At 64.5% G+C, this 20,384-nt stretch carries 16 protein-coding genes and 1 pseudogene; 7 read left to right on the top strand and 10 right to left on the bottom strand.

The window, feature by feature from the left end; translation table 11 throughout:
* Positions 1-1,723 precede the first annotated feature (1,723 nt).
* Together RJ1_RS34595 and RJ1_RS34585 are read right to left on the bottom strand one after the other, a co-directional pair.
* Positions 1,724-1,951 carry a hypothetical protein gene (locus RJ1_RS34595; protein WP_005262432.1) on the bottom strand — a complete coding sequence of 76 codons (228 nt, stop codon included), beginning with the start codon at positions 1,949-1,951 and terminating at the stop codon, positions 1,724-1,726.
* A 3,816-nt stretch (positions 1,952-5,767) separates the two neighbouring features.
* Positions 5,768-6,121 carry a DUF3500 domain-containing protein gene (locus RJ1_RS34585; protein ID WP_073366953.1) on the bottom strand — a complete coding sequence of 118 codons (354 nt, stop codon included), beginning with the start codon at positions 6,119-6,121 and terminating at the stop codon, positions 5,768-5,770.
* Positions 6,122-6,238: 117 nt separating this feature from the next.
* Between RJ1_RS34585 and RJ1_RS34580 the strand changes: the two genes are divergently transcribed.
* Both RJ1_RS34580 and RJ1_RS34570 read left to right on the top strand, forming a co-directional pair.
* Positions 6,239-7,645: a DUF2252 domain-containing protein gene (locus tag RJ1_RS34580; protein WP_073366952.1), complete on the top strand. Its 1,407-nt coding sequence runs from the start codon at positions 6,239-6,241 to the stop codon at positions 7,643-7,645.
* 488 nt (positions 7,646-8,133) lie between these two features.
* On the top strand, positions 8,134-8,721 hold the full coding sequence (locus RJ1_RS34570) for an Lsr2 family DNA-binding protein (RefSeq protein WP_073366966.1): 588 nt from the start codon (positions 8,134-8,136) through the stop codon (positions 8,719-8,721).
* Positions 8,722-8,897: 176 nt separating this feature from the next.
* Here the strand turns inward: RJ1_RS34570 and RJ1_RS48175 are convergent.
* Positions 8,898-9,109, bottom strand: a pseudogene (locus tag RJ1_RS48175) (alpha/beta hydrolase); the annotation flags it as partial.
* A gap of 105 nt (positions 9,110-9,214) precedes the next feature.
* On the bottom strand, positions 9,215-10,267 hold the full coding sequence (locus RJ1_RS34560) for a beta-keto acid cleavage family enzyme (protein WP_073366950.1): 1,053 nt from the start codon (positions 10,265-10,267) through the stop codon (positions 9,215-9,217).
* A 187-nt stretch (positions 10,268-10,454) separates the two neighbouring features.
* On the opposite strand from RJ1_RS34560, the gene RJ1_RS34555 reads away from it, so the two are divergent.
* The 4 genes from RJ1_RS34555 to RJ1_RS46965 all read left to right on the top strand — a co-directional run bounded on the left by RJ1_RS34555 (position 10,455) and on the right by RJ1_RS46965 (position 14,514).
* Complete coding sequence (locus RJ1_RS34555; protein ID WP_073366949.1) at positions 10,455-11,459, top strand: AraC family transcriptional regulator; 1,005 nt, start codon at positions 10,455-10,457, stop codon at positions 11,457-11,459.
* A gap of 217 nt (positions 11,460-11,676) precedes the next feature.
* Positions 11,677-12,084, top strand: a complete 408-nt coding sequence (locus RJ1_RS34550) for a carboxymuconolactone decarboxylase family protein (RefSeq protein ID WP_073366948.1) — start codon at positions 11,677-11,679, stop codon at positions 12,082-12,084.
* A gap of 57 nt (positions 12,085-12,141) precedes the next feature.
* Positions 12,142-13,500 carry an MFS transporter gene (locus tag RJ1_RS34545; RefSeq protein WP_073366947.1) on the top strand — a complete coding sequence of 453 codons (1,359 nt, stop codon included), beginning with the start codon at positions 12,142-12,144 and terminating at the stop codon, positions 13,498-13,500.
* Between the two features lie 762 nt (positions 13,501-14,262).
* Complete coding sequence (locus tag RJ1_RS46965; protein ID WP_073366946.1) at positions 14,263-14,514, top strand: Lsr2 family protein; 252 nt, start codon at positions 14,263-14,265, stop codon at positions 14,512-14,514.
* A 463-nt stretch (positions 14,515-14,977) separates the two neighbouring features.
* Here the strand turns inward: RJ1_RS46965 and RJ1_RS34535 are convergent, their stop codons facing one another.
* The 4 genes from RJ1_RS34535 to RJ1_RS34520 form a co-directional block, all read right to left on the bottom strand.
* Positions 14,978-15,469 (bottom strand): hypothetical protein, encoded by a 492-nt coding sequence (locus RJ1_RS34535; protein ID WP_073366945.1) that lies wholly within the window; start codon positions 15,467-15,469, stop codon positions 14,978-14,980.
* A gap of 285 nt (positions 15,470-15,754) precedes the next feature.
* Positions 15,755-15,994, bottom strand: coding sequence for a hypothetical protein (locus tag RJ1_RS34530; protein WP_073366944.1), 240 nt, complete (start codon positions 15,992-15,994; stop codon positions 15,755-15,757).
* Between the two features lie 59 nt (positions 15,995-16,053).
* On the bottom strand, positions 16,054-16,377 hold the full coding sequence (locus tag RJ1_RS34525; protein WP_240319531.1) for a hypothetical protein: 324 nt from the start codon (positions 16,375-16,377) through the stop codon (positions 16,054-16,056).
* Between the two features lie 824 nt (positions 16,378-17,201).
* On the bottom strand, positions 17,202-18,140 hold the full coding sequence (locus RJ1_RS34520; RefSeq protein ID WP_073366943.1) for a phospholipase D family protein: 939 nt from the start codon (positions 18,138-18,140) through the stop codon (positions 17,202-17,204).
* Between the two features lie 168 nt (positions 18,141-18,308).
* Between RJ1_RS34520 and RJ1_RS34515 the strand changes: the two genes are divergently transcribed.
* Entirely contained in the window at positions 18,309-18,530 is a 222-nt protein-coding gene (locus RJ1_RS34515; RefSeq protein ID WP_073366942.1) for a hypothetical protein, read from the top strand.
* A gap of 112 nt (positions 18,531-18,642) precedes the next feature.
* Here RJ1_RS34515 and RJ1_RS34510 read toward each other — a convergent pair whose 3' ends face one another.
* Together RJ1_RS34510 and RJ1_RS34495 are read right to left on the bottom strand one after the other, a co-directional pair.
* Positions 18,643-19,194 (bottom strand): TIGR03086 family metal-binding protein, encoded by a 552-nt coding sequence (locus tag RJ1_RS34510; protein WP_073366941.1) that lies wholly within the window; start codon positions 19,192-19,194, stop codon positions 18,643-18,645.
* A gap of 951 nt (positions 19,195-20,145) precedes the next feature.
* Positions 20,146-20,384: response regulator transcription factor (locus RJ1_RS34495; RefSeq protein WP_143169581.1), on the bottom strand; the 239-nt coding region annotated here is incomplete at its 5' end.

The following is a 20,384-nucleotide window of genomic DNA, read 5'->3' as shown; positions in this document are numbered from 1 at the left end:
CGCATCGGCCGTGTTCAGATCTGTGCCCCACCCTTTCGTGGATCGTGCATCGCCGCGAATGCCTGCCTACACCTCTGACGATGTCCTGGGGACGCCGCCAGCTGATCTCGGCGACTGAGACGCGCATCGCGGTCGGCAATGCGCTGACGGGCCTCCTGGGCCGCTTTTTGGGCCATCTCTGAGGGTGAGGGGCGCGTCCAATCGATCTGCTTCATCCGCCAACGTAGGTATCCGACTGGGTTCTCGATGTGCTGTGGCCACACCCAGCCTCTCTGCTGGGTGTCACGCGTGAGCTCAGCGGCGATGTCACGTCCGGACCAGCGACTTTCGTCAACGCCAGTACTCGCGAGAACCTCGCAAACTGACCCGATATGCGCAGTTGAAGCGAAAACGGGTGAATGAAAAAGCAGGTCGGCGGCAGTGCGTTGCAGCTCAATCGGTCGCGGGTGCCGCCCCGGGATCCCTGCATTTTTTGGTTGCTCGCCTGCGCGCGTTCGCGCGCGCTTTGGTGATAACTCTCTAACAAGAGATAACAACTTAAATCCCCTAGAAGGGGATAGGGGGCCACGAGCGACCAATTGGGGATAAGTCGAGCGAGGACGAACGTTGGAGCGACGAACCTTCTTAGCTACCTTCTTAGTCGCCCGCCCTACCGCGATGACCACGGACTTCGGCGACATCAGTGCCCAGACAGACGCCGCGCGACGTTGAATCCGCCCGTGATGAGATTCAGCAGCGTGCGCTTCGTCAGCGCTCAGGTACCTCCCTCGCACCATCTCTCGGGCGACGGAAAGAGTTCGAAGTGCCCTCCTTGCGCGTTTCACCACTGACACGCTGACTCCGCTGCGATGGGCGATCGTGTCTCTCGAGGCGCATACGCGCCGGCCCGTCGACCGCTCTGCGAACGAGGCCATCGTCACAGCCACTGCGAACACGAACTCTGTGCTGACATTGAACCGTCGGCAAACCTCGCTTCCGGTCCGGGAGTTCAGCACTTTACGGACCTGAACTTGCCAAGCAGCCCTCCCGGTCCATGCCGGCGTAGAGGCCTGTCGGCCAGGATCAACGGGTAGCGACCAGGAACGACCCCGCTGCTCGCTCTCCGCGTTGAGCTGCTCGACACGATTGACGCGGTCAACAGCTGCGGCGACGAAAGCGTCCCATTCGGGGTCTTCGGTCGAGGAAACGCCCTCACCGGGGTTAATGGGAACAGGGTTGGAGGAAAAAACGGCCGCAATTGCGGCGGAATTGGGGTGCATGACGCGCCTTTCACGCGCCCTTAACCAGGTTGTTGCCGTGAGTCGCTGGCATCACCAGCAGGACATGGCTTACCCTGACAAGAGCGCACGGTATCGACACGACTGCTCGCGGGACTGCCAATCACAGGAGCGGTCGTGTTGGAACGGCCAAATATGGGCGGTGGGTCTCATCCGAAAACGGTGGGACCCACCGACGTTTTCACTACTGGAAGCGACACCTCCTCACGGCATGCGTGAACGCCAGCAGAGCCGGCGACATGAGGTCTGCGTCTACGGAATTGTCACGTTGACGCTGAGATGAGAGGCCGCGTACACCACTATCACGTCGTGTCGCGCGCGCACGACGAATCGAACGCTCTATACTCATAGAAGGCAGACCTCCTCCCTTGCGTGGCGGTTTGTACGACGAGCGGAACCCCCGGAGCTGGCGAGCGAAGGGGGGTTTCGCCTTTTTTGGGCTCTGTTCAGCCCGTCATCGGCAACTCTTCCTGTCTGGCTTGCGCCGGAATCGCTGGCTCGTTCTCGAGAGCCAGCTGAACAAGCGCGATCATTCGATCGGTGATTGTCTTGACACGACCATCGTCAACCGGTGCGAGAATCCGGTCGGCGATCTCCGCGGGGAACTCAACCCCGATATGGCGAACGGCGACGTCGCGGGCTGGGCGCCCGCCCCGACTTTTCCGAGTTGTCATGCCTTAAATCCTGCTCTTTGGGTTTAACTAAACCGCGCAGCGACACGCCGAGTTAAATAAAACTCGAGATTGACGCACAGAGGCCTCTTTCGGACACAAATCTGGGTCCGAATCGTATGCGAACGGCACCCCGCGGTGGGCCGATATATTTGATAAAACAGTGCGTGAACTCCATAGGCAATCACACCACCCCAGAAACGTCACGTGATGAATCAAATCTGTGTGATACCGAGAGTCACACTGCCCCACGGTGTCCGGAAGCCGGGCCACAGACAGCCACCACGACCGTCGGCGTGCCACGGAACTCAGCCCAAATTGAGAATCGGCCATCCCGGCGACGTCATACTTTCAGCGCCACGAGAAAATGGCGGCAGGTCTCGCTCAATTGATGGCGTGCAAACGCCCCCGACGCTTCCACGTCGTCAACTAACCCGAACTCCCGTCGAAACCACAAATGAACGCTCTACCTCAGAACTTCCCATGTGGAGATGCCGCGAATATGCCATTCATCCGGCGAAAGAATCAGATCTTCCACGCCAAAGTTTCCTCGTGTGAAAATGGGTGCCGCACCGCAGTAGGCGCATCGACGTGCGGGGGACTCCGAAAAGACCGACCGGGTGCTCGCACGGTTCGACAGATCGCCGGCAGTGTCGTCCGCGCCGGCGTGCAGTATCGGCCGCACCTCGGTACTGCAGCAGCGGCGCATCCAAGTGCCGGCGCTGTTCAAATCGCCCGCAAACGATGGTGCTGGGCGGATGCGTGATTCCGCATGTCGTGAACAGACGAGGGAATGTCGTGCCACAAATACGTCAGTTCGACAGACTTGGTGAACAGAATCGCTGAATGCCACCGACTGGACCGGGCACAGCACCTCTGTTCACCTCTGAGCGTGCCGCGATCGATGTGCATATCGATGAATGCCGCGCGGGGGACGCAGACTGGTCTGCCGCTAGCGAACCGTATTTGGCTCGGCGGCTCTGTGAAGGGCAGCATCTGGTAGCCGAACGAGACGGAATATTGGGATGCCCCGCGAGAGCGAATTCGTGTCGCCGAACCGCATCGGCTCGCAACGCTCAACGTTGCAGTGCGCGCGACACCCTGGCGGGCATCCAACGCCGCACTGCTGTGGAGTCTTCCGTGACGGTCGTCGGGAACTGATACCAACCACCGGATTCGGCAACGACCTCTCTGGCGTACCGGTCGCGGTCGACCTTGAACGGCGTCGATCTCGGTTGCGGCGTCGACGAACGAGCAATTCCTGCGCCGCGCGGAAGCTGACAAGTGCGGCCTTCGCGACGCCATGTCATCGGTTGGAACTGGGTGGGTCGGATCGTCGAGGTTAGGAGTGTGGTGGCTTCACGGCTGAAGCGGAGGGGAGCGGTCGTGATCCAATTTGCGGATCCTTGAAGTCGCAGGAGTCGACGGACCTACGTCGCTCCGCTTGTTGGGGGTGTGCTTCCGGATGGAGTGAGTAGCAGCGGGGTAGTGGTGGGAGAGTGTCGGGCCGTGTCGCCAGACGGGCGCGTCGAACGGTGATGGCTTCACGTGATGCACGGTGCATCACGTTGAAGTTGGTGATGCACGGTGCATCACCGGAGGCGGACGTCCGGTTAGGGGTGTTGGAAGGCGCTTAGCAACCAGCGTGATGAGCCGGCTGGTGGGGATGCTCGCGCGTGATGCACGGTGCATCACGTTGAAGTTGGTGATGCACGGTGCATCACCGGAGGCGGACGTCCGGTTAGGGGTGTTGGAAGGCGCTTAGCAACCAGCGTGATTCTTGAGCCGGCTGGTGGGGATGCTCGCGCGTGATGCACGGTGCATCACGTTGAAGTTGGTGATGCACGGTGCATCACCGGAGGCGGACGTCCGGTTAGGGGTGTTGGAAGGCGCTTAGCAACCAGCGTGATTCTTGAGCCGGCTGGTGGGGATGCTCGCGCGACGCGACACGCATCCGTCATTCGACTGCTCGCGAGAGGTACCTCAATGCCGTTGCAGCGTGGCTTGCATTGAAAACGCAACGGGCAGACATCGCTATTGCTTGCCTGTTCGCCTAGAATCCCGCCGTGACGCGCGAAGCTTAGCTCTCTGATAGGAGATGAGCGGGAGATCGCCCGGCTTCCCCGAACCGCGCGGCGCATCCGCGTCGACGATCTTGACGTTCGCGCTATTCCACCCACTCAAGCGCAGTGCTGCGAATTTCGACCGGACGCATCGGTCTCCAACTCTTCAGGCTCGCCTGTCCGGCGACGTGGACTTCTTCACGGAAGGGTGCAGAACCGTCCACCTTAGCGCGGATGTCGACGGGCGCTTGGGCCAGATCGGGCCGGGTCTTCGCGGCGATTTGCACCGGATCTCGCGGGCTTCACATTGCTGTCCGGTGGCCCTCCGGCCCGAGAAGTTGGATCCACGGGCATCTCTTGCGACGGATCTTCTCCTCTCCGCGAACGAAGTTGGTGTGATTGCACGGATGGCGCCAGGCGGACATTTCGGCAGCGCGGTCTGGTTTGAGATCCGCAGCGTGCTGACAATATGCACGGTGCCTAACGTGGCACCGCTTTCTGCTTTGGCCCACGCGCGGAAGATTCTTGGGGGCGGCAGTGCGGGCGCCTTGCGGAGGAGAGCCTTTCGAACCGGAGCGAGTCGCATCGCGTAGAGGGCGATCGGATCTGGGTGATGCACGGTGCATCACCCAGAACGTCTTCATACGCCGTGCATCAACAAACATGAAGTGCATTGCGATATCGGTTGATGGCAAGACGGAGTCGTGGTCATTGTCGGAGCAAGCGCTTGAGGCTGCGACAGAATGACTGCTGGTCCATTCTGTCGCGATGGGTCGGATACCCCGGCTTCTCATCGAGCCCGTAGTCGAGTCTGGCAGGCGCTGCGTGCTGGCTTCCGGGCAATCCTAGTCGGATTGAGTCACCCGCAAACGGTCCTGTCAAACTGTCTGAGGTAGCAAAATGGTTGCTCCCCTTAGTATTTCGTCGATTTCCGAAGCGCACATCAATAGCTCGGTGAGCTGTGGGATCGGATGCCCCGACGGGAAATCGCGCCGGTCAAACAGCCCGATAGCTAATGCGCGAAACCCCGCCGGAGCTGGCGTACGGCGGGGCCGCTACACCAGCGGTCGAACGTGGCTGCAAAGTGTGAATTGCACTCAGCTGCTGTGTGTTTAGCTGGCCGAGTGGACACCGGCAACCCGCAGATCGGATCAGCCGGTGCAGAACAGATCGTATGATGCCGAACGCCTACGCCCCAAAACAGTGGCGTACAACACATCACTTTCTTTTCCTCGTGTATCAGATGGGCGCGACCCACCTGCGCACATCGTCACTTTTCGCTGCGCGTGCAGTTCTAGAAACGTTTCGGGGTACATCGTGGCGCCGCGTTGTGCTGTCGGTCAAGGCAGCGATGACATGCCGATGGCCGCTGATCCAGCCGCCGTGACGGGCGCCCTCTGTCTGGTTGTGGCGGTTGCGAATCTGACCAGAGTTTCCAGCTTCATCGCCGACGACGGGACCCGCAAGGCCTCCCGCGCGGCCCGCACCCACCACGAAAAGACGCCACGATCTGGCGATCTACCCCTGCGCCCACCGAGGCCAGGACGGTGACGTCGAGGGCTTTCACATCGGGCACCGGCCAGAGGGGTTGGGCCGCGGAAACATCGACCGGGACACGCTCGCCGAGAATCAGCGGACAGCGCTTTTCGAAGGCAGTCCGCGGACGGGGGTGCGCAGTGACACTGATACAACGCCAAGGGATCACCGTCGGCCATCGAAATCGCTTGTTCCATTTACTGATACGGAGAATGGAGATTCATGCGACAGTACTTCCCGCCCGCTGCGGCATGCGGACAGGTCCCCAGCTCGAGGTCGTAACGCCCTCGATGTCGGCACCGGCTGATCCTTGCTGACTTGCGATTTCGACGTAGACGTGGGGCCCGGAGGTCTGGAAGTAGGTGCCGTCCCCCCGAGTCATGTCGTATTCGGTTGCCCCGGACCAATTGTTGTACGTCTCATCGATGGTCGCCTCGATTTCCGCGAGCGTCTGGGAGGTGGTTTCTTCGTCGGCTGGTCCCACCCATTTCGAGATGACGTCGAGAAGAAGTTGTTTCTCGGCTGGCGACCGTTCGCCGCGAGTGTTAGGTATCCGTCGATATGCTGCACGCATCCTTACTGCTCACAGCGAAGAGACGGTGATCGAGTTGTTTGATGCGCAACGTGGCCAACCCGGACAAGCTGCACGCCGTGGTGGCCGGTTCATCCTCGACGTCGGCGCGCAGTAACCGTGGACGCGCACATCGTGTTGCCAACCATCGACGGGCAGTCGTTCGCGTCGTTGCGCCGCCGGGCCACGCCGAGGGCGGAGCGGTACGCGCTCGGCAAACGCCTGCGCAAGCAGGCACCGCGGTCCGCGCTCGGCGAGTGGCGCGCACCGGACGATCGCCCCGACGTGGTGGATCAGATCGGTGTGTCGCACCAGGGTCGGGTGGAATCGCTCATACCGGTCAGGGTGGGGCGGATGGCGGCCTCGCCGTACGGTTTTCTGCGCGGCACCGCGATCGTGATGGCCCAGGACCTCGCCGGGCTGCCGGCGACCGGAATCCGGCCGGTGATCTGCGGGGACGCGCATCTGGGCAACTTCGGGTTCTACGCCTCGCCGGAGCGCGACCTGGTGCTGGATCTGAACGACTTCGACGAGGCGCATCCCGGCGGCTGGGAATGGGACCTGCGGCGCTTGACCGCGAGCATCTGGGTGGCGGGCCGGCAGAACTCGGCGACCGAGGGGCAGTGCGAGAGTGCAGTGCAGTCCTGCGTCGCCACCTATCGCGAGCATGTGCGCTGGCTCGCGGAACAACCATTGCTGGCGCGCTCGTTCGAGCGACTCGACCTCGACCGGCTGCACGCGACGGCGTCGGACGAGTCGCTGCGCCACGAGATCACCCGCGCCGCGGAGCGGGCTCGGCGCCGCGTCAGCGACCGGGCGCTGCCCCGGTTCACCGAGCAGGGCGAAACCGGCCGGCGCATCGTGGAGGAGCCGCCGCTGATCACCCGGGTGTCCGAGGCGGAGGCCGAGCATCTCGCCGCCGGGCTCGACGAATACCTCACCACGCTGCCGAGCCACTGGGCACGGCTGCTCAGTGGCTACACCGTCGTTGACGTCGCGCACAAAGTGGTCGGCGTGGGAAGCGTCGGACTGCGTGCCTACGTCGTGCTGTGCGAAGGGAGCAGTGCCGACGACGTGGTGTTCCTGCAGCTCAAGCAGGCGCGTCGATCCGTCGTGGCGCGCTTCGTACACGGCGAGTCCGCCTGGCACGATCACCAGGGCCGGCGTGTGGTCGAGTACCAGCAGGCCCTGCAGACCGTCAGCGATCCGTTGCTCGGCTGGACCACGGTGGAGGGCCGGCAGTACTACGTGCGGCAGTTCCGGAACATGAAGGGAGCGGTCCCGATCGACAACCTCAGCGCGGCAGCGCTGACCGACTACGCCGGCATCTGCGGGCGCCTGCTTGCGAAGGGCCACGCGCGGACCAGTGGTGCGTCGATGATCGGCGGCTACGTCGGAAAGTCGGACACGCTCGACGTCGCACTGAGCCGGTTCGCGCACGCCTACGCGGATCAGACCGAACGCGACCACGCCACTTTGGTCGACGCGGTGAAGCGAGGGAAGTTGCCGTGTGAGCCGCCGACGTGAATCGGTGTGTATTTGTCGTCCGGCTTCGCGGCGGCCACACGTCACTGCTCTTCGCGTACCCAACCGTCGCCGCTACCTGGGGCAGCTCCTTGGCGTCGTAGAGCCGTTGAACGGGTTCGATCTGGTCCACCGCCGCCCCGACGGCCGGTCGACGAGGGCGTCACGATCGGCGTGAGCCGCCACGGTCCGATCGAAGTTGTCTCCGAGCCATCGGCGTACGCGGCACGGGAATCCCCGGCCTCGTGACAGCATCCCGTGGGCCCGGTGGCAGAGTAGCGGCGGCCTGCGCCGTCACATGCGGAGAAAACGGGGAAACTTCCGGCATTGGGAACGCCCACCGCCGATGGACGGTGTGTGCTGATGATTAAGCGCCCCTGCCTGGGGTACGGCTTAAGCACCCCCGCCGGGAACGGTTTTAAGACGTATCTCGTCGCCCGCCGACGCCGAGGTGCGCGGGGGGGGCAACTCGGGAACTGTGGGTGAGGGCGATGAAAACCAGAGGTCAATTGGTGGTGGCCGTCGGGGCGGGTTATCTGCTGAGGGGCTGGACTGCGAAGCTCGCCCGTTCCCCGGAGATCGCCAAGCTCGGTGAGACGATCCGGGGAGAATTGATGAATGCCGCGAAAGCCGCGACGGTCACCGCGGTCAACTCGCGTATCGATTCGCTGAACAGCCGGCTCCAGTCGAGCGGTGAGAAACAGGTCTGGGACATGAGCGAGGCGACCGGCACCAAGCGAGGGTCGGGCCAGATCCGCGACAGCGACGTCGTCGAGGCGGAAGAGAGCGAGGAAGAGCCCCCCGGGGGTTACGAGTCCGCAGATGGCGAACAGGAGTGGGAAGACGGAGCGCTACCCGAGGACGATGGACAGGAGCAAGCCGAGGAGGCGGACGAGAGCGAAGAGTCCGCGCAGCCCGAGCAGGAAGAACGGCCAAGACGCCGCCCCCGCACCCGACGGACCCGGGGCGCAAGCACGGCCAAGGAAATCCGCGAATGGGCCGTCCATGAAGGTTACGAGATCTCCGCGCGCGGCCGCATACCCGCGGACATCGAGCAAGCTTTCCGCGACGCTCACTGATAACCGGGTGGTGTTCGACTGTCCAGGCTCGTGAGACCAGTGCCGGATTGGTCATCTGGTGCAATACCGGGCGTGCTAGTTGACATAAGGCAGTCATTATCGTCACGTCGATAATGACTGCCTGACAAGATATATGGTACATACTCCGGTCCCCGGCCTGCTCGTGGTATTCGCAGGTGCACGGCGATCAGGACACCGGCGCTGTGCGCCACCAGGACCACCGGCCCCTCGGCCTGGGCGAAGAGCGCTTCGAGGGCGGCGATCCGGGCCGCCACGCTCAGCTTGTCGTGCTCGAGCGGCGGAACGACGCGCACCCGGTCGAGTCGATCGGCGAGAGAGTCTGCCAGTGCTCGGCGACGTGGTAACGCAGGCCGGGCACGATGACCACCGTCGGTTAGCCGTTGCTGTTCATTGCGCTACCAAAGATGTTCTCTCACAGAATGACCGGCGGGCCCGACGTTCACGCGAACCCCGACCTCGGTCAGCGGTTAGGTCAGGCGTGCCGGGTGAAGCCGACCTGACCGGTCTTGCGGTTCGGCGCGAAGCCCAGCTTGGCGAGGGTCTCGTCCGCGTCACGGTAGGTTTCGCCGATCCGGTAGATCTCACGGGCCTCCTTGCCGGTGGCCACCTCGCGGCCGAGTTCGCCGGCGATCCGGACCAGCTGCTGGATCTGCTGGACCGAGGTGAATTTCTCGCCCTTGCGTCCCCAGATGGTGTCTTCATTGCCGCAGCGAGTGTGCAGGCCCATCGCGATCGCCATCGCGTTGACCGGCAACACGCTCCGCATCAGCGTCTCGAGCGTCAGGCACCCACCGTCCGGGACCCGCTGGATGAAGTTCATGATGTTGTACGGGTTCGGGCCGTCGAAGCCGCCGCCGATGCCGACCCACGTCAGGTTCAGTGGGCCGGTGTAGACCCCGCGCCGGATCAGCCGTTCCACGGTCTCGAGCTGGGGGATGCTCGACAGCTGGAAGTGCGGCTGAATTCCGGCCGCCTGCAGCCGGCGCAGGTGCTCCTCGACCCACGTCGGGCCGGCGGGCACTGTCATCTCCCGGTAGGTCTCCATGAGCTCCGGACGCGCGAGCGACGTGCCGGCGATGTCGTCGGCGGTCATCAACTCCATGATGTTCATCTGCGAGGTGTTGATCGCGATCGTCACCTGGTCGGGTGCGGGATCGAGGTCAGCGAGCATGTGCCGGGTATCGTCGGACAGCCACTTCGCATCGGCGCCTTCGCCTTCGGGTGCGAAGGAGATCGATCCGCCGACCTGCAGGATCATCTCCGGCACCGCCTGGCGCAGCCCGGCGAGGAGCTCGTTGAACTTCGAGAGCCGCTTGGATCCCTTGCCGTCGAGTTCGCGCACGTGGATGTGCAGGACGGTGGCGCCGGCCTCGTAGCAGTCCACCGCCTTCTGGACGTGCTCGTCCATCGTCAGCGGCAGGTCCTCGCGGAAGTCGTCCGGCTCCCACTCCGGGCCGTACGGAGCGGCGGTGATGACCACCTTCTCCTGATTCTCGGGGAAGAGCGCGTCGTCGTGGAAATGCATCGTGAGACTCCGTTTCTCGGTGGGGCAACGAATGCGAGGAAGGGGCAGAAGGCCTGTCGCGCTGCTCTTCTGTGACTTCGCTAACACGACCGTAGTCAGGAGGCCCTCAACACACTTATCCTTGCGGGACATATTTATTAACCCTTAGGGACATCCCGGCCTCGCAGCGGGCCGGAGAGGAATCACGGTGTCGAAGCCCCTCGCGCGTTACGCCGCACTGCCCGGATACGTCGAGCTGGGACGCTCGCTGTCGATCGACCCGGTCCAGCTGCTGCGCAGCGTCGGCCTCGACCCGGCGGGCCTCGAGATCCAGGACCGCTGGGTGCCGGCCGCCGCCGTTGCACGCCTCCTCGAACTCTCGGCCGCCGCGTCCGGTCGCCAGGACTTCGCTCTCAGGCTCGCCGAACGTCGGCGCCTGTCGACCCTCGGCCCGCTGAGCGTAAGCATCCGCGAGGAACCGGATGCCCGCAGCGCGCTGCGGATGCTGATCCGCTACCAGCACACGTACAACGAATCCCTACGCATCCGGGTAACCGAACGCGACGGCCTCTCCGCCATCGCGCTCCACGTCGAACCCGGCGAACCGATGCCCGTTCGCCAGTCCGTCGAACTCGCCACCGCCGTGACCCACCAACTGCTGCATTACCTTCTCGGGGACCGATGGCAGCCCGTGTCGGTGTGTTTCGAACACGGACGACCCGACGACGACAGCACCCACCGCCGCATCTTCGACGCACCCCTGACCTTCGGCGGCGACTACTCCGGGATCGTCACCTACACAAGCGATCTTGATCAGGTGAACCGACTCTCCGATCCGCTGCTGCGCAACTACACACAGCCGTTTCTCGATGGCCTGGCGGCGCCGGAGGAGCCCACCCTCACGATCCGGGTCCGTGAACTCGTCGAACTCCTGCTGCCGACCGGCCGCTGCTCCGTCGAGCAGGTAGCCCGCAGCCTCGGTGTGGACCGGCGGACGGTACACCGACACCTGGCCAAGTCGAACCTGACGTTCACCGGGGTCGTCGACGCGACCCGCGCCGAACTCGCCGGCCGCATGGTGACGGGCCGACGCCACACGTTCACCGAGATCTCCGAGATGCTGGCGTTCTCCGCACCCAGTAGCTTCTCCCGCTGGTTCCATCAGCAGTTCGGCATGAGCCCGCGCGAATGGCGCAAGCGCTCGGAGGGCTGACCGACCGCCCGGGCCGGTGTGTGAACGAACGGTTCAAGGCCGCCGAGAACCTGAACGGTCCGTTCACGTGGACGGCTGTCCCGAAATGTACAGAATGATGTCCCCGAGGGTTAACTACCCGGAGCGCGCCGGAGCTAACGTGATGCACACCACATCCGCTGTGAAGAACAGCCTGCATCACGCCCCAATTGCCCCTCCTCAGTGAAACGAGTGCCGCGTGCCGACGAATCCCGACCCGATCCCCACGCCGACCCTCGACGCCATGCGTCGCGACGGCAACTGGAACCCCCTGTGGAACACCCTGTCCGACTGGGATCCGGAGTGGACCGAGCAATTCATGGCGATGAACGCCACCCCGGCCCGACGCGGGGTCTTCACTCCCGAATTCGTCGAACTCCTCAGCATCGCGATCGACGCCGCCGCCACCCACATGTACGCACCCGGCGTGCGACGGCACATCCGGATGGCCCTCGAACTCGGTGTCTCCCGCGAGGAGATCCTCACCGTTCTGCAGATGGTCAGCGTCCTGGGTATCCATGCCTGCAACCTCGGCGTCCCCATCCTCGAAGAGGAACTCGACGCTCACGAACGTCGCCAGATCGCCGCGCTGCGCACCGCGCCCTGATCCCCGACGGCCGCACCCTCACCCCCCACTTCGGTCCAGTAGCCCCCAGGAGCCCCCATGGGACTGTCCACCACCACCGATCAGCCGGCCGAACCCGCCGTCGACCCCCAGTTCACCGGAACCGCCGCCGAGCGACCCGCGACCCGCCGCCGGATCTATCCGTGGCTCGTGTTCGCGCTCACCTTCGGTTTGCTGCTGTCCGACTACATGTCCCGCCAGGTGCTCAGCGCAGTCTTCCCGTTCCTGAAAGCCGAATGGGCCCTGTCCGATTCCCAGCTGGCCTCGCTCACGAGCATCGTCGCACTGATGGTCGGCCTGCTCACCTTCCCGCTGTCACTGCTCGCCGACCGGTGGGGCCGGGTGCGGTCGCTGATCCTGATGGCGGTGCTCTGGAGCATCGCCACCCTGTTCTGCGCGGTGGCGGCCAACTACGAGCAGCTGCACGCCGCCCGCTTTCTCGTCGGGGTCGGCGAGGCCGCCTACGGCAGCGTCGGTATCGCGGTGATGCTCAGCGTCTTCGCGCCCCGCGTCCACTCCACTCTCAGCGGTGCGTTCATGGCCGGCGGCTCATTCGGTTCGGTCGTCGGCGTCTCACTCGGCGGAGTCATCGCTGTGCACCTGAGCTGGCGATGGTCGTTCGCGGCGATGGCGGTGCTCGGCCTGATCCTCGTCGCCATGTTCCGGACCGTGGTCACCGAACGCCGACTGGCCGCGCACGCGGTCGACCAGGACGCCGCGCCGGCCGCTCGCCCCGACAGCCGCCCGATCCGGGTCCCGGTCTCGACGCTGTTCACCAACCCTGCCGTCTGGTGCGCGTACCTCGGCGGCGGACTGCAGATTTTCACCTCCGCCGTGCTACTCGCCTGGACCCCCAGCTTCTTCAACCGCTACTACGGCATGGCTCCGGACAAGGCCGGCGTGATCGCCTCGGTCTTCGTGCTGCTGATCGGCACCGGCATGGTGGTGTGCGGCATGATCACCGACCGCGTCAGCCGCCGCAACCCCGCCGGGAAGTGGTCCAGCGCCATCGCGTTCTGCGTCATCTCGCTGGCCGCCCTCGGCATCGGACTGCAATTGGAGACCGGTGCGGCGCAGTTGACCCTGATCGGCATCGGCGCCTTCTTCTCCGCCGGCTCCTCCGGTCCCACCGCGGCGATGGTGGCCAGCCTGACGCACCAGTCGGTGCGGGCCTCCGCCCTCGGCAGCCTCACCGTCGCCAACAACATCCTGGGACTGGCCACCGGACCGTTCGTCATCGGCATCCTCGCGGACCATCGCGGCCTGCTTGGTGCACTGCAACTGGCCCCGCTGGTGTACCTGCCGGCGATCGTGGCACTGTTCGTCGGCAGGCGGATGTACGCGGCCGGCCTCGCGAAGCTCGCGGCACAGAGTGCCGCCGCAGCAGCCAAGGCCTGACCCGCGGCCGCCCCGACGGCACACCTGGTACACCGCCAAGCCCAAACAGATCACCCTGCTCGAGACCTGGGGCGGGACATGCCGGTGATCCCGAGCACCGAACCCCCACACGGGCGATCTCCCAGGTGCACATCACCGCGGATCGCCGGATCGCGGACCTGACCTCGAACGCGGCCGCCCAGTTCGCCGTTCACCGCTGAAACTTCACCGAGACCAGGCCCTGTGCTGTGCAGAAGTCGTTAATGGTTCGATCGCTAGTGGCAAGCAAAGTCATTTTGATTCATAACATTGAACTGCAAGTGCTTTCGTAAGTTCCGCCATAGTCCACATGTGCTTTGGACTACGGCGACAACGTCTTCGCCGGCTCTCTGCCACTTTCACGGTGCGCGACACCAAAATGGGTGAGCACCGTTCAGTCGATCGGTGGTTGGCGAGCGCGTCTCGCGCGGCCCCAGGTGGCAGGGGAGAGCGGGCGGAATTTCATCACATTTCATCACGGTGACGTAAGTGCCGAGGCGGGACCGGTTGTCTATTTTCTTCGCTGGTAGCCGGATGGTGCCGCGGAAATGGCATGGTCATGAATCGTGCGCTGAACAGTTCGCGCGATGGCGGTGGCCACAAGGGAGGCAACTAGCTATCGCCGCTACGCTAGCTAGCGGCGAAATTGTGTTGCGTGGGGTAGTCCAAGACGAGTTTGTCGCGTCAATATCGACTACCCGGAAGTCGGTTTCGCGTCGAAGGAGGCTGAGGTGGAACCAGTCGATGACTTTGACGGAGATCTTGTTCAGCGGTAAGGGCGAGAGCATCAGCTACGCGATCGACGGTGTCGACTACGCGATCGATCTTGAGGATGGGCGCGCCACCGAGTTTCGCGACACCCTCGGACACTGCATCGCGGGTTCGTGGCGGTGGGGTGGCGGTGCGCGCCGTTCATTCCGTGGCCGCATCCGCGCCGAGACTGGAATCCTTCCGCGAGGCCCACTGATCCGGCATTGCACGCCTGGGGATCGGTGACGACCGAGCGGCGCCAACTGAGACTTGTCGTAGTAGATGACGCTGCAAGTTTCGGGTGTCATGAATGCGTCAGGACCGGTCTTCGGATCTCTACCTCGTCGGTCGGTCGTGCCATGCTGGTGCCACGGTTCGGCGTCGTTGCGAGCGTGAGGGTGAGGGTGACACGACTGTGCAGGTGATCCAATCCCGTGGACACAATGGGTGGACGGTGCGGTGCGATCTGTGTGAGCACCGATTCGATGCCGCGGTCGCCGGAAAATCAGCGGCGGTGGCGTTCGCCCGGATCAACGGGTGGGTCGTCGGCGAGACCATCTGGTGCCCGATGTGCGCGACTGCCCGCATCACTCGAATCGCCTAGCATCTGAGTGTCAGACGTCAGCGCTGCGGTTCGGTTCACCGGACAGTTCCGACAACCAGGAATCGTCCACACCCGCTCAACATCAGCTCTCGGGGTCTCCCACGGTCACCGATGGGCATCGGACCCGAAGGTGGTGGGGAAGGGGCTGGGCCCGAGCGTGAGGGTGAACGACGTGGGGTGGAGTCCGACCTGAGGCCAGCTGGTGATGACGGTCAGTGATCCGGTGGTCGGGTAGGTGCCGATCCAGTACTGAGGCGTGGTTCGGTACGGCCCGGATCCCTCCGGGTCGGGTTCGGGGATCGAGTGGAATGGGTCGGCAGGGCCGCCGAGGTCATCGGAGAGGATGCACACGGCCAGATAGGACCACTGCGCCGACCAATCGCGGGCGTCGGTGAGGGGTCGGGTTTCATAACGCACGAGGTCGGCGCGGACACCGGTGACGCACAGCGCGAACCGCAGCAGCAGCCCGGACCCGAACGCGGTCGCCGCTGACAGCTCGAGAGTGAGGTCCTTCTCCGCCACGATCGGCATGCCCGCGTGCACGGCGATCCCTCCGGTGGTAGGCGGCGCGAGGGCCGGCCAACGATGGCGGCGCATGCTTCATCGTCGCACCACTCGACCCGACAGGGTCTGTGAATTTCCTGAGGGTCCCTCCCCACGACAACGATTCGGATACGAAGTCCTACATCCACGTAGCTGATATCGGGGTGCCGACCCTTTTGGGGTGTGGTGTTGCCGAGGAGTGCAGGGTCTGCTCCGCGTCCACCGAGGCGCGGCGAACGCATGACGTGGGGTGACACTGCGCCACCACCGGCACGAACACGCCAGCGGAGAAGGGTATGCGGGCATCGGGACCGTGAGCGCTGCGGTCGGGTTGCAGCGTCAGAGGGCGGCGGTGATCAGGCCGGCGATGCCGGCGACCGCGACGAGCGCGAGCAGTGCCAGCGCGACGGATCCGAGGACGGTGCACATGAGGGTGGTCAGCAGGGCCAGGCCGATGGTCACGGTGATGCCCGCTTCCCAGGACTCGAGGAGCGCCGTGTCGTTCGGCGCGGGGTGGTCGCGGTCGGAGTCGACGGCGGTCGGTGTGGTGGGTAAACGCGGGCCGGGGACGGCGGTCACGGCTGGTGCGAATCCTTCCGAGGGTCGGGCAAGGGAGATGATAAGGCTGGGTGCGCGGATCACAGGTACTCCAGCACGGGAAAGAGAGCGATCGCGGACACAGTGATCCCTGCGACTCCAGCGACGACTCCGAGCAACGCTCGCAGTGATGCGGGCTCATCGTCCGCCACACCGGACCGCGACGTGGCGAGAGCGCCGCACACCACAGCGCTCACGCCCAGGACGAACCCGAGTCCGAACACCCAGAACGACGCTATCGACAACGTCCCCAAGGCGATCGACACGGACGGCAACCGTGATCCACCGCGCGGCGCCTGCGGTCGTGCGTGCGCGGAGGAACTCGCGTCGCCGGTGACAGTTGATCGGATTCGAGCGGCGGTCATGATCCTCCTTCATTGCGTCGGGTGGCCCGGTCGTCGATGCCACGAAATCCAGATGTGCCTCATCGTTTCCAGGGCAACCGTCCGGCTCGGAGCCTCGACCCGGATAGCAGCAATTGCTCTACACCTGGACCGGCGACTGTGTTCCGGCCCAGCGGTTTCTCGCTGGTCCGCGTCATCGGCTACCGAGAATTTAGCACTCAAGGTGGTGGAGTGCTAATGATTTTCCGGTCGGCAGGTAGGTCAGGAATCCTCGCGGAGGACAGGTCGACGAAGACCGCGTCGTACCTTCCATTTCTCCCCACCGAGGTGACCACCCAGTCTCGCCCTGAAGACGACGGCGAGTCAGCGCCGGCGCTCGAACAGACCACGAAGTTGTGTCATGAGATGGCCTGTCGGATCGTGGAACACCCATGCGGGCCGGGATCAGGATCAACCTCAGCGCTGAGGATCGGGGCCCTGCGGGCACCTGTCGGGATTGGGTCACCGCCTGCAGGAGTTGACGGTCCGCGCGGTGTCCGAGGGGATCTGCGGTCGAACCTCGATCAATCCGCCGGGGTCAGGGAAGACGGTGATCGGGGCGTTCACCGGCGACAGGCCATCTCACGAGTCCTCGCTCACCGGCCCGACCTAGAACAACGGATCGACGACATGAAGAGGGCGGTACCACCCGGGATACCGCCGGAACGCCGGCCGGGACCGCATCGGCACCCTCCAACCGGGCCGCAACAGTGTCGCCGCGATATCCAGTGCCGTCCAGCGTTTCAACGGTCGGGCTCATCGGGTTTGTGCAGCTGACTTTCACGCTGACACAGGCTCGCTGAGGATCAGAGGTCCCATAACCCCAGCAACGCGGACCGGAGGCCAGGGGAGCGGACGTAGTGGTCGGTCCGCAGCCGTGAGCCAGGGTGCCCGAGATCGGTCAGCGCCTTCTCTGCGTCTGTGAGGGGGAGGGGTGACAGGCCGGTGCGCAGGCGGAGGAAGTACAGAACCGCTCCGCCGGACCGGGGGAACTTCATCGGGTCGGACACCACGACCGCCGGCGCGTAAATCCACTCGTCATCGGCGAAGACGATCACGTCGCCCCGTCTCACCCCGCTGGGCCTGTCGAGGCGAAGCGATTCGAGCTGATACTTCGCCGCCGGGCCGCCGCGGCTGTGGTGCCGGCCCCGCTGCTCGTCGAGGACCTGTTGTTCGGTGCGGGTGGGTTCGTAGTCGACGGCGTGTTTGACGAACATCCGGGTCACCGGCGTCGGCAGGAAATCTGTCTCGGTGCGCACGCGGCCTGTGACCCCGGGCAGTGGGACCGCGCGGCCGATCTCCCACTCGCGGATCGCGTCGTCGAGGAACACCTGGTCGACCTCGGTGATCTCGTCGAGGCTGTCGATGAACTTCCGCACGGAGGCGATGATCTCGGGGTCGTCGGTGATGACTACGGCGTCGTCGGCGAGGGTGGCGTTTTCGGACGCGTTCGCCGACCCGATCACCGCCCGGGTGTTGGTCGCGATCACCTTGGCGTGCAGGGTCGGCGACGACAGCACCCGTACCCCCTTGTTCAGGTAGTGCGCGAGTGCGGCGGGGGAGGTGGCGTGTGCCCGGATAGCGGCCTTGGAGGCGTTGACGACCAGGACGTCTCCGGTGCGCAGCGGGAGCAGCTCGGGTGCGTCCTGGCCGAGGTAGCCGATCGCGGCGTACCGGGCGCCGCGGGTGCGGATGGCGCGGGTGATGTGTGGCCATGGACTTGGCCCGTGGAAGGTGGTCCCCATACCGACAGACGGTAATCGACGCCGGGCTGGGGTACTGCGCCACTCGTCACCACGCCCGGAACCATCCGGATATGGCCCCTGTCTCGCACAGGTTTCGGCATAGCGACGGCCGTCCGGCGCAGACGCCGACAGCACGAACGCCGAAAGTGTCAACGGTGTGGTCGCCAGATGACGCACGTTTGCCCCGGCACCAATACCGTCAACCGCACCGAATACCACCTGCGCCGCCGCAATCTCGCCAGCCCCCTCGCCGACGTCCGCGGCCCCGCCGGACGTACCCGCGCCGTCGCTACTGCGATTCGCATCGGCCTCACCCGTGGCGAGGCCACCGCGACGATCGAGGAACGCATCCGGGATGCCGAGACCGCTGGGCGACCTCTCACGCTCTGATAGCGCATCGACGGCACACCCACGAAGTCAGCCGGATTGTGATTCGTCGGCCGGGAGCCTCGCATGTGCTCTGCGCGGCAGTCGCTTTGCTCTACGCAGTTCCATTGAGGTGCTATACGGCGCGGCCGAGGAAGTTCAGCAGCCGGGTCTGCACGTCGGCACTGTCTGTGGCCGCGATCTTGGCTCCGTAGGCGTGGGGAAGCCGGATCTGGGCATCCTCTGCCGCCAGAAAGGACCAGGCCACCTCGACAGCCTCGGGATCGAGGCGCTCGGTTTGCCCGGTGGCGCGCGCGAAGTCCCACGTATGGATCAGCGTGTCGGCGCACGCCATCCGCCGCACGAATTGCTCGAAAGGCAGGTCGCCGAAGTCGACACCCAACGCTTGTCGGGCGGTTGTCTCCGACTCCAGTGCGGCCTGGACCTCGGCCGTGGCATGCAGCCAGGCGGCCACCACGTCCTCCCCCGCGGCCGGAACCTGGTAGTCGTCGCCGCTGAGTCCGGCGCAGGCCCGCCGGTGGTTTCCCACCACATGGGCAGCGATGTCCCAGGCGGTCCAGCCGGGGCAGGGGGACGCCGAATTCCAGCGGTCCTGCGGGCAGCCCTGCAGGCGATCGGTGAAGTCCTGCGCCACGCGCGAGTACAGACCTGCAATGCTCGATTCCATCCCCAGAACCGTACGCGACCGGCTCTCCCGGAATCTGTGCGGAAGCGACCTTTACCCCCGAGCGTCAGAGCCAGCGCTGTGCGGCAAATTCCTGCAATCGGACGATCCCGAATTGTATTCCTCGGTTTTCGATATCGCTTGAAGCACACGGATGGCATTGCTCGCAATCGTGGCGAAGCTGTCCACGCGAGCCAGAGCAAATGCGTCTTGATGCGTCACGAATTGCGTGGTTAGCGTCGGTGTGGACGCCGCCGATCGGTCGGTACATGCACCAGCAGGCCGGAGCACACGAAAGGCTGAACCTTGACCAAGGAGCTAGTGGTATCAGCAAGGAACGGCAACCTGACTGAGCCGGTTCGACGATGGCTCACGGCAGCCGGATGGACGGTCACACCGGATCTCTTTCGCCCGGACCACGCATGAGACTTGAATGGAGCCCCCTGCGGCAGGGGGATGGAATACGGCACCTTTCGAATACCGCACACCACCAGCCTTTAGGGCGGCGAGCCTGCCCGGTCCATCCCGCCGCTCGCGTGCGCAGTAAATATTGCGTTTCGTTGTTCCTCCGCTGATCGCGCACGCCCTACCGCCGTCGAACAGTCGAAACCGATCGTTTCTCGACACCGCCTCTCACCGGCGGACTCGGCATGTGACTCACGGCGATAAGTGGCATTGATTTCGCGGCTTTATATGGCGCTGCCTGCCGGACTCGCGGAGCCGGCCGTTGGTCGTGTGAATTGGGATTGGGCTTGCAGGACGAACGGAGGGAATCGGGGCCACCTCCGTTCGCTGCGGCGGCGACAGAATGTGCGAGGGGCACCTTCCTGGTTGCCGGCAAACTGTCGGTGAGCGCCAGCGTCGTGGAAGGAGAGATGGTTCGGGCGGTGAACCTTCTTGGTTGGCGCGCCATTGGCCGTGAAGCAGATACGCACAGCTGAGAGTTCGGCGAATTCAGTTGATGCCCTTCGCCCACCATCCGGATGGCGGGGATGCCGCAAGCTCCCAGCGTGGCGCGTAGTGCTCGAGGAATATCTGCCCCACCAGTTCCCCGCGGCTGCGCACCCCGGTCTTGTCGAAGATCGACTTCATGTGGTCTTGAATTGTGTAGACGGATAACGACATTGCGTGCGCCATCTCCCTTGTCGATCGCCCTTGGATGCACAGCGCAGTGAGATGGCATTCGCGTTGGG

Source organism: Rhodococcus jostii NBRC 16295 (genome assembly GCF_001894825.1).
GTDB classification, from domain to species: domain Bacteria; phylum Actinomycetota; class Actinomycetes; order Mycobacteriales; family Mycobacteriaceae; genus Rhodococcus_F; species Rhodococcus_F jostii.
Note: the sequence above shows the minus strand (reverse complement) of the source record. Positions and strands in the feature narration are given on the sequence as shown.